The sequence below is a fragment of the Xanthobacter sp. YC-JY1 genome, from assembly GCF_021730305.1.
GTDB lineage: Bacteria > Pseudomonadota > Alphaproteobacteria > Rhizobiales > Xanthobacteraceae > Xanthobacter > Xanthobacter flavus.
In genome coordinates this window covers 2,212,386-2,228,832 of record NZ_CP032674.1, presented here as the reverse complement: position 1 = coordinate 2,228,832, position 16,447 = coordinate 2,212,386, and the positions used below count along the sequence as shown (strand labels likewise).

At 68.9% G+C, this 16,447-nt stretch carries 12 protein-coding genes and 1 pseudogene; 7 read left to right on the top strand and 6 right to left on the bottom strand.

The features are described 5' to 3' along the window. Position 1: 1 nt before the first annotated feature. Positions 2-634 carry a response regulator transcription factor gene (locus D7006_RS10355; RefSeq protein ID WP_237356548.1) on the bottom strand — a complete coding sequence of 211 codons (633 nt, stop codon included), beginning with the start codon at positions 632-634 and terminating at the stop codon, positions 2-4. Further along, positions 631-2,010: a histidine kinase gene (locus D7006_RS10350; protein WP_237356547.1), complete on the bottom strand. Its 1,380-nt coding sequence runs from the start codon at positions 2,008-2,010 to the stop codon at positions 631-633. The genes D7006_RS10355 and D7006_RS10350 overlap by 4 nt, the downstream gene beginning before the upstream one ends. Before the next feature lie 188 nt (positions 2,011-2,198). Between D7006_RS10350 and D7006_RS10345 the strand changes: the two genes are divergently transcribed. After that, positions 2,199-2,702, top strand: coding sequence for a DUF2380 domain-containing protein (locus tag D7006_RS10345; protein ID WP_237356546.1), 504 nt, complete (start codon positions 2,199-2,201; stop codon positions 2,700-2,702). 31 nt (positions 2,703-2,733) lie between these two features. Next, positions 2,734-3,258 carry a DUF3280 domain-containing protein gene (locus D7006_RS10340; protein WP_237356545.1) on the top strand — a complete coding sequence of 175 codons (525 nt, stop codon included), beginning with the start codon at positions 2,734-2,736 and terminating at the stop codon, positions 3,256-3,258. A gap of 9 nt (positions 3,259-3,267) precedes the next feature. On the opposite strand, the gene D7006_RS10335 is transcribed toward D7006_RS10340, so the two are convergent. After that, positions 3,268-3,594, bottom strand: coding sequence for a hypothetical protein (locus tag D7006_RS10335; protein WP_169120986.1), 327 nt, complete (start codon positions 3,592-3,594; stop codon positions 3,268-3,270). A gap of 220 nt (positions 3,595-3,814) precedes the next feature. On the opposite strand from D7006_RS10335, the gene D7006_RS10330 reads away from it, so the two are divergent. Continuing rightward, complete coding sequence (locus D7006_RS10330) at positions 3,815-4,897, top strand: HWE histidine kinase domain-containing protein (protein WP_237356544.1); 1,083 nt, start codon at positions 3,815-3,817, stop codon at positions 4,895-4,897. Between the two features lie 50 nt (positions 4,898-4,947). Here D7006_RS10330 and D7006_RS10325 read toward each other — a convergent pair whose 3' ends face one another. Continuing rightward, positions 4,948-5,691 (bottom strand): VIT1/CCC1 transporter family protein, encoded by a 744-nt coding sequence (locus tag D7006_RS10325; RefSeq protein WP_237356543.1) that lies wholly within the window; start codon positions 5,689-5,691, stop codon positions 4,948-4,950. 155 nt (positions 5,692-5,846) lie between these two features. On the opposite strand from D7006_RS10325, the pseudogene D7006_RS10320 reads away from it, so the two are divergent. The 3 genes and pseudogenes from D7006_RS10320 to D7006_RS10310 all read left to right on the top strand — a co-directional run bounded on the left by D7006_RS10320 (position 5,847) and on the right by D7006_RS10310 (position 8,782). Beyond that, positions 5,847-6,893 (top strand): annotated as a pseudogene (locus D7006_RS10320) (ABC transporter substrate-binding protein). A 119-nt stretch (positions 6,894-7,012) separates the two neighbouring features. After that, entirely contained in the window at positions 7,013-7,882 is an 870-nt protein-coding gene (locus D7006_RS10315) for an ABC transporter ATP-binding protein (protein WP_237356542.1), read from the top strand. 15 nt (positions 7,883-7,897) lie between these two features. After that, positions 7,898-8,782, top strand: a complete 885-nt coding sequence (locus tag D7006_RS10310; RefSeq protein ID WP_371745082.1) for an ABC transporter permease — start codon at positions 7,898-7,900, stop codon at positions 8,780-8,782. A gap of 235 nt (positions 8,783-9,017) precedes the next feature. Here D7006_RS10310 and D7006_RS10305 read toward each other — a convergent pair whose 3' ends face one another. Further along, the gene (locus D7006_RS10305) at positions 9,018-10,400 is read right to left on the bottom strand and encodes a sensor histidine kinase (RefSeq protein WP_237356541.1); all 1,383 of its coding nucleotides are present in this window, start codon (positions 10,398-10,400) and stop codon (positions 9,018-9,020) included. Then, on the bottom strand, positions 10,390-11,058 hold the full coding sequence (locus D7006_RS10300; protein ID WP_237356540.1) for a response regulator: 669 nt from the start codon (positions 11,056-11,058) through the stop codon (positions 10,390-10,392). Before D7006_RS10300 ends, D7006_RS10305 begins: the two co-directional genes overlap by 11 nt. 252 nt (positions 11,059-11,310) lie before the next feature. Between D7006_RS10300 and D7006_RS10295 the strand changes: the two genes are divergently transcribed. Then, positions 11,311-16,443 carry an autotransporter outer membrane beta-barrel domain-containing protein gene (locus D7006_RS10295; RefSeq protein ID WP_237356539.1) on the top strand — a complete coding sequence of 1,711 codons (5,133 nt, stop codon included), beginning with the start codon at positions 11,311-11,313 and terminating at the stop codon, positions 16,441-16,443. Positions 16,444-16,447 lie beyond the last annotated feature (4 nt).

The following is a 16,447-nucleotide window of genomic DNA, read 5'->3' as shown; positions in this document are numbered from 1 at the left end:
CTCAGGCCGAAATCCCCTGCCGCAGGGCGAGGAGCGTCAGGGCGATGTCAGACTGGACGCCGAGCTTGGCGCGGATCTGGGAGCGGATGTTGGCCACCGTCTTGGGGCTGAGGTTCAGGGTCTCGGCGATGTCGTCGGTGCCCTTGTCGGCGAGGAGCAGCCGCAGCACCTCGAACTCGCGCGGGCTCAGCACCTCCGCGACTGAAGGGGTCCCCTTGAGGCGGGAGAGCGCGAGCTCGTGGTCGATGTCCGGGCTCAACGCCATGCGGCCGGCAAGCACGTCGCGCACCGCGCCGATCAGCACCTCCGGCGGGCTGCTCTTGGTCACGTAGCCCTGCGCCCCAGCGCGGATGGCCTGCACCGCGAAGGCGGCATTCTGGTGCATGGTGAAGACGAGGATGCGCGCTGTCCCGTCCCATTGCCGGATGCGCCGGATGGCCTCCACGCCGCCGAAGCCGGGCAGGGACAGATCCATTACCACAAGATCCGGCCGCGCCTGCTTGAACAGCCGGTAGGCCTCGGCCCCCTCCCCCGCCTCCGCCACCACGGCGAGGCCGGGCTGGCGGTCCAGAAGGGCGCGGTAGCCCTCGCGCACCACGGCGTGGTCGTCCACCAGCATGATGCGTTGGGTCATGATCTTGCCTCCCCGGCCGGGAGCGGGAGCACGGCACGCAGCAGAAGGCCACCGGCGGCTGCGGTCCCGATGGAGAGTTCGCCCCCCATGGCGGCCACGCGCTCGCGCATGCCGAGCAGGCCGAACCCGTCCGCCGCCGGCGCCTGGGAACCCCGGCCGTCATCCTCCACGGTGAGCGCAACGGCATCGCCCGCCGGCCCCCGTTCGCGCGCGAGGACGAGCCGCACGCGGGAGGCGCCGGCATGCTTCGCGGCATTGGTGATGGCCTCCTGCGCAATCCGGTAGAGGCCGGCGGCGAAGGCCGGTTCCAGCGGATCGAGCCGGCCGGAGACATCGAGGCTGAAGCGGGTCGTGGCGCCAAGCCGGCCGTTCCATCCCGCGACCAGCCCCTCCAGGCTGGCAACGAGGCCGAGTTCCTCCACCTCCGGTGGCCGCAGGCGCAGAAGCGCACCGCGCAGGGCCTGCATCATGGATTGGGCAGTGCGGCCGATGCTCTGGTATTCCGGCACAAGGGCTGGACAGTCGCGCGCCGCCGTCTGGCCGGCAAGGGCCGCCACTGCGCCGATGGCGGCGAGGCTCTGGCCGAACTCGTCGTGCAGCTCGCGGGCGAGGGAGCGCCGCTCCTCGTCCTGCACCGCGATCAGCCGACGCGTGAGGCTGCGGCTCTCCGCCAAGGCAGCCTCGAGCCGCCCCGCCAGCGCGTTGAACACCTGCCCCACCGCCGACAGTTCGGCGAGATCGAAGGCCGGCATGCGGGCGGAGAGGTCGCCGTGGGTCAGCCGGTCCAGCCCGTCCCGGATGGTGCGGGTGGGCCTGAGCGCCCGCGCCAGAGCGAGATAGACCAGCGCGCACAGCACCAGCAGCATGGCCGCAACCAGCCCGGCGAGGCGGCTCACTTCGCGCCACGCTTTGCCCGCCAAAGTCTCCGGGGCGAGGCTGACGGTGACGACGCCTTCCGTCGCGCCCGCCACTTCCACGGTGCGCTCTGCTGTGCCCCGCGCGCCGAACAGGCCGTCATAGAGGCGCTGGAACAGCTCCGGCGTGCGCCCGTCGTCCGGCTCGGCGCCGCTGCACAGGCGCTGCAAGCCATCGGCGCCGGCGGGACGGAAGGCGATGCACAGGCCCGGCGCCATCAGGGCCGGCGCGAGGCGCTGGAGATCGGGGAACACCCCTGGCGCGCCGCGCACCCACTGCATCTGCTGGCGCTGGAACGCGAGATCGCGGGCCATCAGATCGGCGATGCGGGCCACCTGCGCCTCGCCCGCCCGCGCGCCGTCGAGGAGCAGCCAGCCCACCGCTCCTGCGAGGCACAGCGCCATTAGACCGGCGATCTGGAGGGTCAGCCGGAGCTTGAGGTCGAGCCGGGAACGGGTCATCGGTTTACTCGCAGGCGGGCATCGCGGCAGCGGCCGCGATGCCGGTGCAAGACCTTAGGGACGCCGGCGCGCGGGCGGAAGATCGCCGGCGCACGTCGGGAAATCTTCCCGGCCCCCGGCGTGAACCCGTCTCTGGCCGAGGGGCGGTCCGAGCGGCACGCTCAGGCCATCAGACCGGAGACACGACCATGGCGCTGCGCCCCTTCCCGTTCCTGCCCGCCCTCGCTTTCCTCGCGACGCTCATGGGCGGCGGCGCCATGGCCGCCGAGCCGCCCGGCGTGGCGATCATCGATTTCACCTACAGCGACTCCTCCGGCGAGCCGCGCGACCAGACCGCCGAGCATCAGGCACGGCTGAAGGCCTTCATGGCCGCCCTCGCCACCGACCTTGCCGCCGGCGGAGGCCTGCGCGTGGTGACGCCCCACTGCGATCCCGCCCCCTGCACCCTCACGGCCGGCGCGGTGCCCGAGCTGGCCGAGGCGGCGAAGCAGGCGGGCGCCGACCTGCTCGTGGTCGGCGGCATCCACAAGATGAGCACGCTGGTGCAGATGGCCAAGGTGGAGGTGGTCGCCGCGAAGGCCGGGCGCGTGGTGTTCCAGAAGCTCTACACCTTCCGGGGCGACAACGACGAAGCATGGCGCCGGGCGGAATCCTTCATCGCCGGCCAGATCCTGACCGTGCCGCAGGATTGAACCGCGTCCGCTCACGCCAAGGGAGACCCCCATGCCTTGCCAGACCGCACCGAAACGCCTCCGTTACGTCATCGCGCTGCTTCTCGGCCTCGCCACACCCGCCGGGGCGGCGGAGAATGCCCCAACCCGCGTGGCGGTGTTCGCTTTCGAGCTGGATGACTTCAGCGGCGGCGCTGGGGTCGCCGGGGATGCAGCCTCCGACCGCCGCCATCTCGACGAGGCGACCGAGGAGGCCCGGCGGCTGGTCGCCGCCAACTCGCGCTATGCGCTGGTCGACGTCGCGCCGGCGGCGGGCGAAGAGGTGCGCACACGTACGCTTTATCGTTGTCACGGCTGCGACGCTGAGGTCGCCCGCGTCCTTGGCGCCGACCTCTCGCTTGTGGGGGTCGTCACCCGCATCAGCCGCACAGAGTTCACGCTGCGGATCGAGCTGCGGGACGCACGCACGGGCGAACTCGTCATGTTACGTTCGAGCGGGCTGCGCATGGGGGCGGACTATGCCTGGTCGCGCGGCGCCCGTTCGGTTGTGCGGCAGGCGTTCGCCGAACCGCAGTAGGGCGGCGCCTTAGCGCCCGCGCTGGTCCCAGCGGCCGCCCATGGTGTTGACGAGGTGGACGTAGTCGAACAGGTCGCTCAGCATGAAGTGCCGGTTCTCGATGGTGGTCATGTGCGCCACCGTGTGCGGATCGCCCTCGAGATAGCGGAAGGCCGTGGAGCGGAACTGCTCCGGCAGGGCCAGATTGAAGGGCGAAGGCTGGGTCAGCATGCGGCAGATCTGGTCGAACAGCAGGCGGAAGCGCTCGTCCTCGGGGTCCATGTAGACATCCCCGAAATCCTCTTTGTAGCGACCGAAGAGTGCGAGATAGTCGTCGGCGTCCGGCTTTTGCTGCATCGGGCTTCCTCCCTTGGCTCCTCCGCCAGGGCGCAAACAAGTTCAATGCCAGACGCCGCCGCTTCGCACACGAGGGACACCAGGTCGCGGGCCAACCGCTGGCCCCTGCCCCGCTCCGCGCATTCGGGGGCTTCGGTGAAAAGCGCTATGCTCCCTTGCGAGAAAGTGCCATTGAGAATCGACCTGTCGGCAAGCTCGGGATGCGCCTTTGAATACAGCGTTGAAGGAGAATGAGCGGCTCAAGGCGCTCGCCAGCTTCAATATGCTGGACAGCCCGAGAGAGCGGGATTTCGACGAGATTGCCGAATTGACCTCGCGCATCTGCGAAACGCCGATCGCCGTCGTGAACTTCATCGCCGAACATCGTCAGTTCTTCAAGGCCGAGGTCGGCCTGGGGGTCCGCGAGACGCCCCTGGACAGCTCGTTCTGCGCCAAGGCGATCCTGGAACAGGAGTTTCTTCTCGTTCCTGACGCGACCCAGGACCCGCGCTTTGCCTGCAATCCCCTGGTCACGGGGGAGCCGAACCTGCGCTTCTATGCAGGCGCGTTGTTGAAGACCACCGAAGGCCATGCCATCGGCACACTGTGCGTCTTGGATTACCAGCCCCGGCAGCTTTCCCAGCTTCAGCAGGACGCCCTCAAGGTGCTCGCCCGTCAGGTCATGCGGCAGCTGGAGCTCCGGCAGGCCCTGCGCGAGCGTGACGAAGCGCAGAAGCAGCAGGCCATCCTGAATGCCGAGATCACGCACCGGATGAAGAATACGCTGGCCATGGTTCAGGCCATTGCGACCCAGACGCTCAAGAGCGTGCAGGAGCGCGATGCGGTCGACGCCCTCTGCCGGCGTATCGCGGCCATGGGCATCGCGCACGATCAGTTGCTCCAGCAGGATTGGATGGCGGCCTCCATGATGAGCGTCGTGCGACCGATGCTCGAACTTCATGGGGACGACGGCCGCATCGCGACATCCGGCCCCGATATCGAACTCGGTCCGAAGACCACGCTCTCGCTCTCCCTGCTCCTTCACGAGCTGGCGACGAACGCGGCCAAGCATGGGGCGCTGTCCGTCCCCGGCGGCAAGGTCGACCTGTCGTGGACGATCGACGAAGAGGCAGGCGAGCCGACGCTTCGGATGAGCTGGCAGGAGTCGGGTGGCCCGATGGTGAGCGAGCCCGGCCGGCGAAGCTTCGGGTCTCTTCTGATCGAGATGGGACTGCTCGGGAAGGGCGGCGTCGTGAAGGCGTGGATGCCGTCCGGGCTGGTGGCGCGGTTTGAGGCGCGCATGGCGGACGTTCAAAGACGCTGAGACCGCCCGCGGACTAAACCAGGCCGCGACGCGGCCGCCGCCGCTGAGCTTTACGAGAGCAGCCGCCCCACCAGCACGCCCGCCGCAGCGGCGGAGGCGGCGATGGCCAGCGTCTCCGCCGTGGCGCGCACGATGGAGCGCTTCCCCACGATGCCGCGGCCGATGCCCAGCGCCACCAGCAGCACCGTCGTCAGCACCAGCGAGACGATCCGCGCCTGGTCCATGGGCAGGAAGGCGAAGGGCAGCACCGGGGTGAAACCGGCGAACAGGTCCGAGACGAACATCCAGAAGGCGTGCGAGGTGGGGCTGGCGCCGTCGTCCGCCTCGTCGAGTTCGGAGCGCAGGCCGAGGGTGGCGCGCGGCGCGCGCTTCAGCGCTTCTGACACCTGCGCCACGTCGGCCGCCGCCATGCCGCCGCGGGTGAGTGCCGCCGCGACGGTCTCCACCTGCGCTGCGGCCTCCGTCGCATCCACCGGCCCCTTGCGCCGGGCGCGGCGGGCGTCACGCACCGATTCCGCATCGAGATAGCTGCCCGCCATCATGGACACGGCCGCCGCAGCCGCGCCGGTGGCGCCGGCGATCAGCACCGCACGGGGATCGTTGGTGCTCATGGCGACGCCGAAGACGAGGCCGAAGATGGAGACGGTGCCGTCCTCCATGCCGAACACCACATCGCCGATGGACGCCTTGAGCGAGGCGACGACGCGCGACGGCAGCGACATGATGCGTTTCTCCAGCCCGATCCTGACAGCCTCGCTGCTCATGACATGGCCGGCGAGCTGACGAAAGGGCATTCCAATTCCTTTAGGGTTCCTTTCAGGAATGAAAGCCGACTGAAAGCTGCATGGGTTTATCCGTGTTGGCGTGGAGAAGCCGGCCGTCTCATAAGCGCCGCAGGTCCACCACCGGGAAACGCGGGCGCAGGGCGCCCTCAAGGGAAGGGCATCACATGCTGAAATCCTCTGCTCGCATTCTTGCGCGCGGTCGCCTGAAGGCGCTCGCCGGCGCGGCCGTCATTGCCGCCGGCCTGCTCGGCCCGGCCGCCGCTCATGCTGAGAAGCTGACCATCATCGTCGGCGGCATGGAAAAGCAGATCTACCTGCCCGCCGCCCTCACCAATGCGCTCGGCTACTTCAAGGAGGAAGGGCTCGACGTGTAGCTCATCAACTCCCGCGCCGGCGTCGAGGCGGAGAACGAACTGCTCGCCGGCGCCGTGCAGGGCGTGGTGGGATTCTACGATCACACCATCGACCTCCAGGCCAAGGGCAAGTTCATCACCTCCGTGGTACAGTTCAGCCAGGCGCCCGGCGAAGTGCAGATGGTGGCGACCAAGTATGCCGACCAGATCAAGTCGCCGGCCGACTTCAAGGGCCGCACGCTGGGCGTGACCGGCCTCGGCTCCTCCACCGACTTTCTCACCCGCTATCTCGCCTTCAAGGGCGGCCTGAAGCCCGGCGACTATTCCCTGCTGCCGGTGGGCGCGGGCAACACCTTCATCGCCGCCATGAAGCAGGACCAGATCCAGTCCGGCATGACAACCGAGCCGACCATCGGCCAGTTAGTGAAGATGGGCGTCGCCAAGATCCTCATCGACATGCGCACCCCAGAGAAGACCGTGGCGGCCCTCGGCGGCCTTTATCCCGCCGCCTCGTTCTACGTGCAGGCAAGCTGGCTGGAGAGCCATCCGAAGGAGGCGCAGAAGCTCGCTAACGCCTTCGTGCGCACCATGCGCTTCATCGCCAGTCACTCGGCGGCGGAGATCGCGGAGAAGATGCCGAAGGACTATTACGTCGGCGACAAGGACCTCTACATCCAGGGTCTCGCCGAGGGGAAGGCGCAGTTCACGCCCGACGGCCGCATGCCCGCCGGTGGTCCCGAGACGGTGCTGAAGGTGCTGGAGGCGTTCTCCAAGAACGTGCAGGGCAAGGCCATCGACCTGTCCAAGACCTACACCACCACCTACGTGGACAACGCCGCCAAAACCCTCGGCAACTGACGCGCGGCACCTGACCCGCGTCCGCTGACCCCGGCGCTGCGACCACGTCGCGGCGCCCCTCATCACACCCCGAAAGAATTGAGGTCGCCGCGCCCCGCGCCGGCGGCGGGAGGAAACTCATGTCCCTTCAGACCCTCGATCCCGCCCGCCCGGCGGTGGTTCCCGGAGCCTTCACGGCCGCCGGCCTCGGCCCGGCCATCGAGCTCGACAACGTCACCCGCCGGTTCCTGACGCCCAACGGCAAGTCCATGACGGCGCTCCGGGACTTCAACATGAGCGTGGACCGCGGCGAGTTCGCCTGCGTGGTCGGCCCCACCGGCTGCGGCAAGTCCACGACGCTCAACCTCGTCACCGGCCTCGCCAAGCCCAGCGCCGGCGAAGTGCGGGTGATGGGCCAGCCGGTCAACGGCATCCACAAGGACGTGGGCTTCGTCTTCCAGGCGGATGCGCTCTTCCCCTGGCGCTCGGTGCTGGACAACGTGGCCGCCGGCCCGCTCTATCGCGGCCTACCCAGGGCCCAGGCCTATGAGAAGGCGCGCGACTGGATCGCCCGCGTGGGCCTCGCCCGCTTCGAGAGCCACTATCCGCACCAGCTCTCGGGCGGCATGAGGAAGCGCGTGGCCCTCGCGCAGACCTTCATCAACGAGCCGAAGATCTTGCTCATGGACGAGCCCTTCTCGGCCCTCGACGTGCAGACCCGCACCAACATGCAGGACGAGCTTCTGAGCCTGTGGTCCGGCTCCGGCGCCTCGGTGGTGTTCGTCACCCACGACCTGGAAGAGGCGGTTGCCCTCGCCGACAAGGTCTATGTGCTCACCGCCGGCCCGGCCACGGTGAAGAGCGTCTACACCATCGACCTGCCGCGCCCCCGGGTGATGGCGGAAATCCGCTACGACGCCGCCTTCGTCGAACGCTGCCGCACCATCTGGGACGACCTGCGCGAGGAAGTGCAGATCGGCCAGCAGCGCACCCTCGACACCGGCCACTGAACGGGAGGAACGACCATGACCATGCAGGCAGACGCCGCTTCCGCCCCCTTCGCCGCCGCCCGCGCGGTGCCCACCGAGGCCGAGATCGAGGCCAAGGCCCGCGCCCGGCTGAAGGCCCGCCGCGCCCTCGTCATCTCGCTGCGCATCGCCATCCTCGTCGCCGTGCTCGGCATCTGGGAAATCGGCGCGCGCACCGGCTTCATCGACCCGTTCTTCTTCGCCAGCCCCTCCGGCATCGCCGAGCAGATCTGGGTGTGGATGACGGAAGGCACCTCGCAGGGCCCGCTCTGGGTGCAGATCATGGTGACGCTGGAGGAAACCATCCTCGGCTTCTTCATCGGCGCCGTGGGCGGCATCGTGTGCGGCATCGTTCTCGGCCGCAACAAGCTCTTGGCGGACGTGTTCTCCATCTACATCAAGATCGCCAATTCCATTCCGCGCGTGGTGCTCGGCTCCATCTTCATCATCGCGCTCGGCCTCGGCATGGCGTCCAAGGTGGCGCTGGCGGTGGTGATGGTGTTCTTCGTGGTGTTCGCCAATGCCTTCCAGGGCGTGCGCGAGGCCGACCGCGCCATGATCGCCAACGCCCAGATCCTCGGCGCCTCGCCCTTCCAGATCACCACGAGCGTCATCATCCCCTCGGCCATGAGCTGGATCCTGGCCTCGCTCCACGTCTCCTTCGGCTTCGCGCTGGTGGGTGCGGTGGTGGGCGAATTCCTCGGTGCCAAGCAGGGCGTCGGCCTCCTGATCGCCACCGCCCAGGGCGCGTTCAACGCCAACGGCGTGTTCGCGGCCATGATCATCCTCGCGGTGGTGGCGCTGGTGATGGAATTCCTCATCACGCTGGTGGAGAACCGTCTCGTGAAGTGGCGTCCAGTGCCCTACAGCGAGCAGAATTGAGGGCTTGATCCCTCACGCACGACGGCCCCGGATGACCTCCGGGGCCGTTGCCGTTTCCGGTGCCCCGGACAAGCGACGGCGCAGCCGGAGCGCCGATCCGGTGTCCAGGGGAAAATCCGGCGAAGCCGGCGATACCCGACTGTGGTGGGTGTTATTGCCGCCTTCGGCGGACCCTTGCGCTGGGCGCCGGCTCGCATTCCACTTCGTTGCATGCGTCCGGGGCACGAGAGCCGTGTCACACGCCCGGCAGCCGCATCTCAACCCTCAGCCCGCCCGCCGCCGCCGTGCCGAGGACGAGCGTTCCGCCCGCGCCATCCACCACCTCGCGCACGATGGAGAGGCCGATGCCGGAACCCTCCCCCGGCGTGCCCAGCACCCGGTAGAAGCGCTCGAACACCTTGTCGCGCTCCTCCAGCGGAATACCCGGCCCGGAATCCTCCACCACCAGCACAGCCTCGGAACCCGCCTCCCCTGCCCCGCCGTCCACCGTGACGGTGACGGTGCCGCCCTTCGGCGTGTACCGCAGGGCGTTCTCCACGAGGTTCACCACCGCCTCGCGCATCATGGCGCCATCGCCGCGCGTCACGGCGGCGGCATTCACGTCGAGGCCGAGATCGATGTCCCGCTCCACCGCGAGATGGGCCAGCCCTTCCAGCACCTGCCGGGCGGACTGGGCGAGGTCGATATCCTCGTCGCGCGGACGGCGGCTGCCCGGCTCGGCGCGGGACAAGGTGAGGAGCTGGGAGGCGAGGCGGGCAAGGCGGCGGGTGCTTTCCTCGGCGCCCGCCAGCGCCTCCGCCCGCTCGGCGGCCTCCCCGGTGCGGCGGGCGAAGGCCACCTGCGTGGAGAGCAGCGCCAGCGGCGTGCGCAACTGGTGGGCCGCATTGGCGACGAAACGGCGCTGCGCCGCCATCTGCCCGGCGACCCGGCCCATATAGGTGTTGAGCGCGGCCACCAGCGGACGCAGCTCGCTCTGCACGGCGTGGTCCGGCAAGGGGGAAAGATCGTCCCGCCCCTTCTCCATCACCGCCTCGCGCAGCCGCATCAGCGGCGCCAGCCCCCGCCCGAGGCCGATGATGACCAGCACGCCGGCCGCCACCAGAAGGATGAGCTGCTGGCCGAAATTGCCCACCCACAATTCCCGCACCATGGCCGCATGGCCCGCGAGGGTGACACCCACCACCACCGTCACCCGCTCCCCGTCGGTGGCGCCCACCAGCGGATAGGACAGGGCCGCGAGCCTCAGATCATTACCGCGATAGCTGCCGGTGAAATGCACCGGCGCGCTCGCCTTCGGCGGCGGCTCGGGCAGCGGCAGATCGGGATAGCCGGTGAGCAGCCGCCCGGCAGCGGTATCCACACGGTAGAACACCCGGTCGCGATGCCCGGTGTCGAACATCTCCAGCGCGACGGGCGGCACGATGGCGTCGATGACGCCGCGATCGATGCGCACATCCTCGGCGATGGCGCGCACCGAGGCGTCCAGCGTGCGGTCGGTGACGAGATCGGCCGTGGCGCTCGCCTGCCGCCAGCTGGTGAAGACGTTGACCGCCACGAGCCCCGCCAGCGGCAGCAGCAGCCACCGCAGGAGCTGGAGGCGGAGGCTGTCAATGCGCATGCTGCAACAGATAGCCGAGCCCACGCAGGGTCACGATCCGCACGTCGGAGCCCTCCAGCTTCTTGCGCAGGCGGTGAACGTAGATCTCGATGGCGCTGGGGTCGGCCAAATCATCGAGGCCGAAGATGCTCTGCGAGAGCTGGGCCTTGCTCACCGTCTGCCCGGCCTTGATGAGGAGGGCTTCCAGCACCGCATGCTCACGCGGGGTCAGCGCCAGCGGCTCGGGGCCGAGGCGGAACAGGCGGGTGTTGGTGTCAAAGGCGAGCGTGCCGCAGGTGATGACCGGATCAGGCCGGCGCGCCGAGCGGCGGAGCTGCACGCGGATGCGCGCCTCCAGCTCGGCGATGTCGAAGGGCTTGGCGAGATAGTCGTCCGCCCCCTCGTCCAGCCCGGCCACACGCCCGTCGAGGCTGGCATTGGCGGTGAGGATGATGACCGGCACCGCATTGGCCCGGCTGCGCAGGCGCTTCAGAAGCTGCATCCCGCCCATGCGGGGCAGGCCGAGGTCGAGAATGACAAGATCATAGGTCTCGAGGCTCAGCGCTTGGTCGGCCGCCTCCCCGTCGTTCAGCACGTCCACGACGAAATTGTCCCGCCGCAGGATCTTGGCGAGCCAGTCGGCAAGCTCGTGATTGTCCTCGACCAGCAGGAGACGCATGAAACAGGTGCCCGGCCGCCCCGGCGGCGACGCCCCAGTCTCGCCGTGCAGCTGGGGGCGATCAAGTGCGCAGGAGCAGCATTTCCTGTGTGCGCCGCAACGCCTTAACCAAGGCGGAGAATGCCGCGGAATGGTGGCCGACAACCGCCAGCTTAGCGTTGCGCTTATGCCGAATCGGGAGGTAACTTCCGTTAGGTTTCCACTCGTCCGTCCTGCAACCAAAGCTGCCCCGTTGTTCCGGGAGAGGTGCGCATGTCCCGCCTGTTTGCGACCAGCCTGCTCGCCTCCACCTCGCTGCTCGCGCTCGCGCTGGCCGGCCCGGTGGCCAATGCCGGGGACTATGTGATCCCCTCGGGCATGGTTGTCGCCGCCCCGGTGGTGGTGAGCACCTCGACGCCCGGCGCTCCCTTCGGCAGCGTCATCAACCAGGGCGGCATCGTCTATTCCGAGACAGCGAAGAATTCGTCCTTCGCGCTGACCGTGGACGCCCCCTCGCTGACGAACGGCATCCTCAATGCCGGTACCATCAGCGTCACCCAATCCCTCACCAAGCTGAGCGTCGCCGCTGGCAGCACCCAGCCCAGCACCAGTGCCGAAACCAAGGGCATCCTGATTTACCCGGCTCCCTCGCCCACCCCGCTGTCCGGCAGCATCGAGAACAGCGGCAGCATCCAGGCGAGCCGCATCATCAATGCCGCTCCGGTCATCGGTAGCGGCGACGTCGCCGTCAACGAATATGCCCAAGGCATTCACGTCGCGACGTATTTCGCCGGCGGCATCGTTAACACCAACAGCGGCGTTCTCGACATCTCCAACGATGTCACCGCCGTCTACAGCCCGGTCGCTGGCAATAGCTCGATGACGCTCACCACGAACGTCTCGGCGATCGGGGTGCTCTCGGTGAGCAGCGCCGCGGCAAACAGCATCGACAATGCCGGAACCATTTCCGTCCGCGCGCGCGGGGCCATCACCGAGAAACTGGTGACATCCTCGGCTGCCTGGCTTCTGGCGGCCGCCACCGCCCGCGCCATCGGCGTCCAGATGAGCCAGCTCGGCGCCAGCATGCCGCCCGGCGTCTCGGGTGCCACCCTGGCGAACTCCGGCATCATCGATGTGGTGGCCTCCATCACCCACACCACCAACTTCACCGTCGCCACCACCCTGAACATTCCCCCGGCCCGTCTGATTGAATCCAGCGCGGTCGTCTTCGCCTCGGGGATCAGCACCACCGAGGCACAGATCACGAGCTTTCAGAACACCGGCACCATTTCCGTCGGAGGTTCGGCCCTCAGCGTCTCGAATGCGAGCGTCAGTGCCTACAACACCGCGGCCCTGCTCAATTACAACGATCCCAAGAGCCCGCAGACGAACCCGGAAATGGGCTCGGTGGGCGGCTCGGTGACGGCCTATGGCGTCTCCTTCGCCAACGGTAGCCTGGGCGACCTCACCAACAGCGGCAGCATCGACGTGACCGGCGTCGCCGACACGACCGCGAGCGCATCCGCCTCCGCGCTCGATAAAACCCGCGTCGCGCAGCAGAATTTCGCAGCCGTCACCCTCACCGGCATCAATGTGGCCGCCGACACCCTCACCGGCCCCATCCTCAACAGCGGCTCGGTCAACCTCTCGGCCACGGCCTCGCTGCAGAGCCAGTCGACCGCCAGTTTCGATGGCAATCCGACGAAGAAGAAGGCCGAGGTGGCGGCAAGCGGCTATCTCTACACCCACCTCGCCGGCATCAGCGTGGTCGCCAGCGGGTATGCCGCCAGCGACTACAGCGCCACGGTGCGCAATTCGGGCGTCATCAAGCTGACCTCGAAGGCCACCGGCTCGCAGTCCGGCCTCGCTTTGTCGGAGCGGGAGGCAGAAGCCACCGTCACCTACAGCGCCGGCGCGAACTTCCTGTCCGGCGCCCTGCTTTTCGCCACCAACTCCGCCGCAGGCGTCTATATCAGCGCACCGAACGTGGCCGAGGTGACGAACTCCGGCATCATCGATGTCTCCTCCACCTATGCCTCCAACCTCTCCGCCACCGCGGGCGGCGACGGCAAGACGGCGACGGCCACGGCGACCTCCGGCCCCTCTTCCTTCAACAGCTTCGGCCTCAACATCACCGAGGTGGCGGGTGGCCCCTCCACCGGAACGGTCGCGACCACGGGCATCACCAATTCCGGCACAATCGCCCTCTCCTCCGCCGTCGCGCTGACCAACGTCGCCGCGGCGAACGCAAGCCTCTCCGACGGCGCGGCGGTAGTCTCGGCGCTGAACCAGTCCACGGCGCTGAGCAGCCTGCCCGGCCTCGACGGCGCCATCGCCGCGAGCTACGGCGTCTATGCGCGCCTCGACGGACTCGCCGGAAATCTCACCAATTCCGGCGTGATCTCGGTCGATCAGGCGCTCACCATCACCACCGTCGGCTCGGCCGCCGGCGCGAGCGCGCAGGCCACCTCCGTCGCGGACGGGTTGTCAGTGGCCATGGGCATCCTCACCTTGCCCGGCGCCGTCACCGGATCGCTGGTGAATTCCGGCGATATCGCCGCCATCGCCTCCGGCACCTTCGGCGCGGTAGCGAGCGCCACGGCGGCAAGTGGCAAGGCGGAGGCCGACGCGGACGCCACCGGCATCGTGCTCGCCAGCGGCATCATCGCTTCCGCCGACGGCATGGCCGGCTTCTCGAACACTGCCGACATCCTCTCCAGGGCGAGCGCCAAGACCACGGTCTCGGCCGCCGGCAGCGGCAGCGGCGAAGTGAAAACATCGGCCCACGGCGTCGGCTCGGCGATGGCGCTGGGCGTGATGCTGTCGGGCCCGGGGAAGATCTCCGGCGGCTTCACCAACACCGGCACCATCGGCGCGACCGCGCTTTCGAGCGTCACCGCGTCGGGCAGCGGCGGGACGGTTTCCACCGACGCCAGCGCCGTCTCCTCGGCCTTCGGCCTCCTCACCGGGGCCGGCGCCGGCATCGGTGGCGATCTCATCAATACGGGCACCATCGGCGCCGTCGCCAACGCTTCCGCGACCGCGATCGGCGGCACGGCAGATGCCTCGGCCTTCGCCTATGGCCTCGCGCTCAATGCCACCGGCGGCATCGGCGGCAGCATCGTGAATTCGGGCACCGTGATGGCCATCGCCGGGGCCGACGCCACCGGTGCGAGCCGCAGCGCGAAGGCCACGGCGGTGGGCCTCCAGCTCGCCTCCGGCACGGTGGGCGGCGCGCTCGCCAACACCGGCACCATCGCCGCGCAGGCGAGCGGCACGGACGCCACCGCCATCGGCATCGCCATCGGCTCCACCATCGACGGCAAGGCGCTGGGCGCGGCTGAGGTGACGACGCTCGAGACCCTGAAGGTGGACACCGCGCTCGCCGTGGCCGGGGTGGTGACGCTGACGGACGGTCTCGTGAACACCGGCACTATCGCCGCGACCACCGGCGCCTCGGGCAATGCCACCGCCATCAAGGTGGCCGGCGGCAGCAGCATCGGCACGCTCACCAATCGCGGCAGCATCATCGCCGCCGAGGGCAACACCGCCGGCATCGCCATCGACCTCACCGGCGAGGGCTCGGCCACCCGCGTCCTGCTGCAGGACGGCGCCGTCTACGGCGATCTCGCCCTCTCCTCCACCTATGCCGACGCCATCACATGGAGCGGCGGCACGCTCAGCGGCGATGTGCTCGGCGGCGGGCTCGGCAGCCTCACGGTGCTGGCCGGCGTGGACACGGCCTTCGCCTATTCCGGCACGCTGGAGAGCCTCGCGAATGTCAGCGTCGGCGGCGACGGCACGCCGGTGAGCCTCGCCTTCACCGGCACGGCGGTGGGCATCGGCACCTTCGCGGTGAAGGACCAGGGCACGCTGATCCTCACCTCCGACAGCGCCATCGAAACCAAGTCCTACACCCAGTCCGCAGGCGGCACGCTGGGCGTCTATCTCTCCCCGCAATGGACCGCTGCGCCCATCGTCGCGACCAGCGCCGATCTGGGCGGCACGGTGGCGGTGCTGGGCGCCTCCGGGCTGCGGGCGAAGACCACGAGCTACGATCTCGTCGCCTCGTCCGACATCTCCGGTTCTTTCGCCGACGTGACCACCCCCAACAGCCTGCTCTCCGCCGCCGTCACCTATGATGCGGACGGGGCAACGCTGGTGCTCACGCGCAACGCCACCACCTCCCTCGCGGGCCTCTCCCTCGCGGGTCGCTCGCTGGCGGCGGGCATCGATCTCAACTACCAGCGGCTCTCCCTCTCCTCGCCGCTGAGCCCGGTACTGGACAGCTTCTATTCCGGCACCGACGGGCAGGTCGCGAACCTGCTGAACCAGATGTCCGGCGCGCCGCTGGCCGATGCGAAGACGGCCGGCATGGCCTCGTTCGGCACCATCAACGGGCAGATCAGCCAGCAGCTCGCCGCCACGCGTGGTACCGGCGCCCTGCCCAGCGGCGGCAGCGCGCTCCTCTCCTATGGCGCCGGTGAGGTGAACCTCTCCGGCAACGCCTATGCCGCGACCGGCTCCGCGTCGGGAAGCTCCAGCCCGTGGGCCGCGCTCTCGCCGGCAGCCGCGCCGGCGCCGCAGAACGGCGTGTGGCTGCGGCCGTTCGGCAACTGGGGCAGCTACGACACCAGCAACGGCACGGTCTCCAGCTCCGGCGGCGGCGTGCTCGGCGGCATCGAGCGGGCGTTCGGCGACAATGCGCGTGGCGGCGCCGTCTTCAGCTACCAGACGGCCAATCTCGGCTTCACCACTCCGGCCTCGGGATCGGTGGACCAGTGGACCGCCTCGCTCTATGCGGAAAAGCAGTGGGGCGCCTTCTACGCCAACCTGTTCGGCACCTACGGCTACCAGACCTACGACATGAGCCGCTCCATCGCGTACGGCGGCACGCTCTTCACCGCGCGCTCGAACTTTGCGGGCAATGCCGGCGCGGTGGTGGGCGAGGCGGGCTATGACTACGCCTATGCCCCCGGAGCCAAGCTCGAGCCCTATCTGCGGCTCGCCTATGCGGCGCTCGGCACCGAGACCTTCGCCGAGCGCGGGGCCGGCGTGTTCAACCTGAACGTCGCCGCGGACACCACCCAGTCGCTGCAATCCACCCTTGGCCTGCGCGTCATCCAGCCCCTGTCGTTCTCGACCCTGCCGGTGACGCTGCGGCTGGAGGCGGGCTGGCAGCACGAATATCTCGACACGGGCGCGAGCCTCGGCGCCGCCTTCCTGTCCGACAGCACCATCGCCTTCAATATCCTGTCGGGGGGACCGAGCGACATGGCGCTGGCTGCGGCGGGCCTCTCCTTCGCGCTCTCGGCCAATCTCGACGGCTACCTCGAATATCGCGGCAGCTTCGGCGACGGCTATTCCAACAGCACGGCATCCGCACAGCTGCGGCTGCGGTTCTGATGGC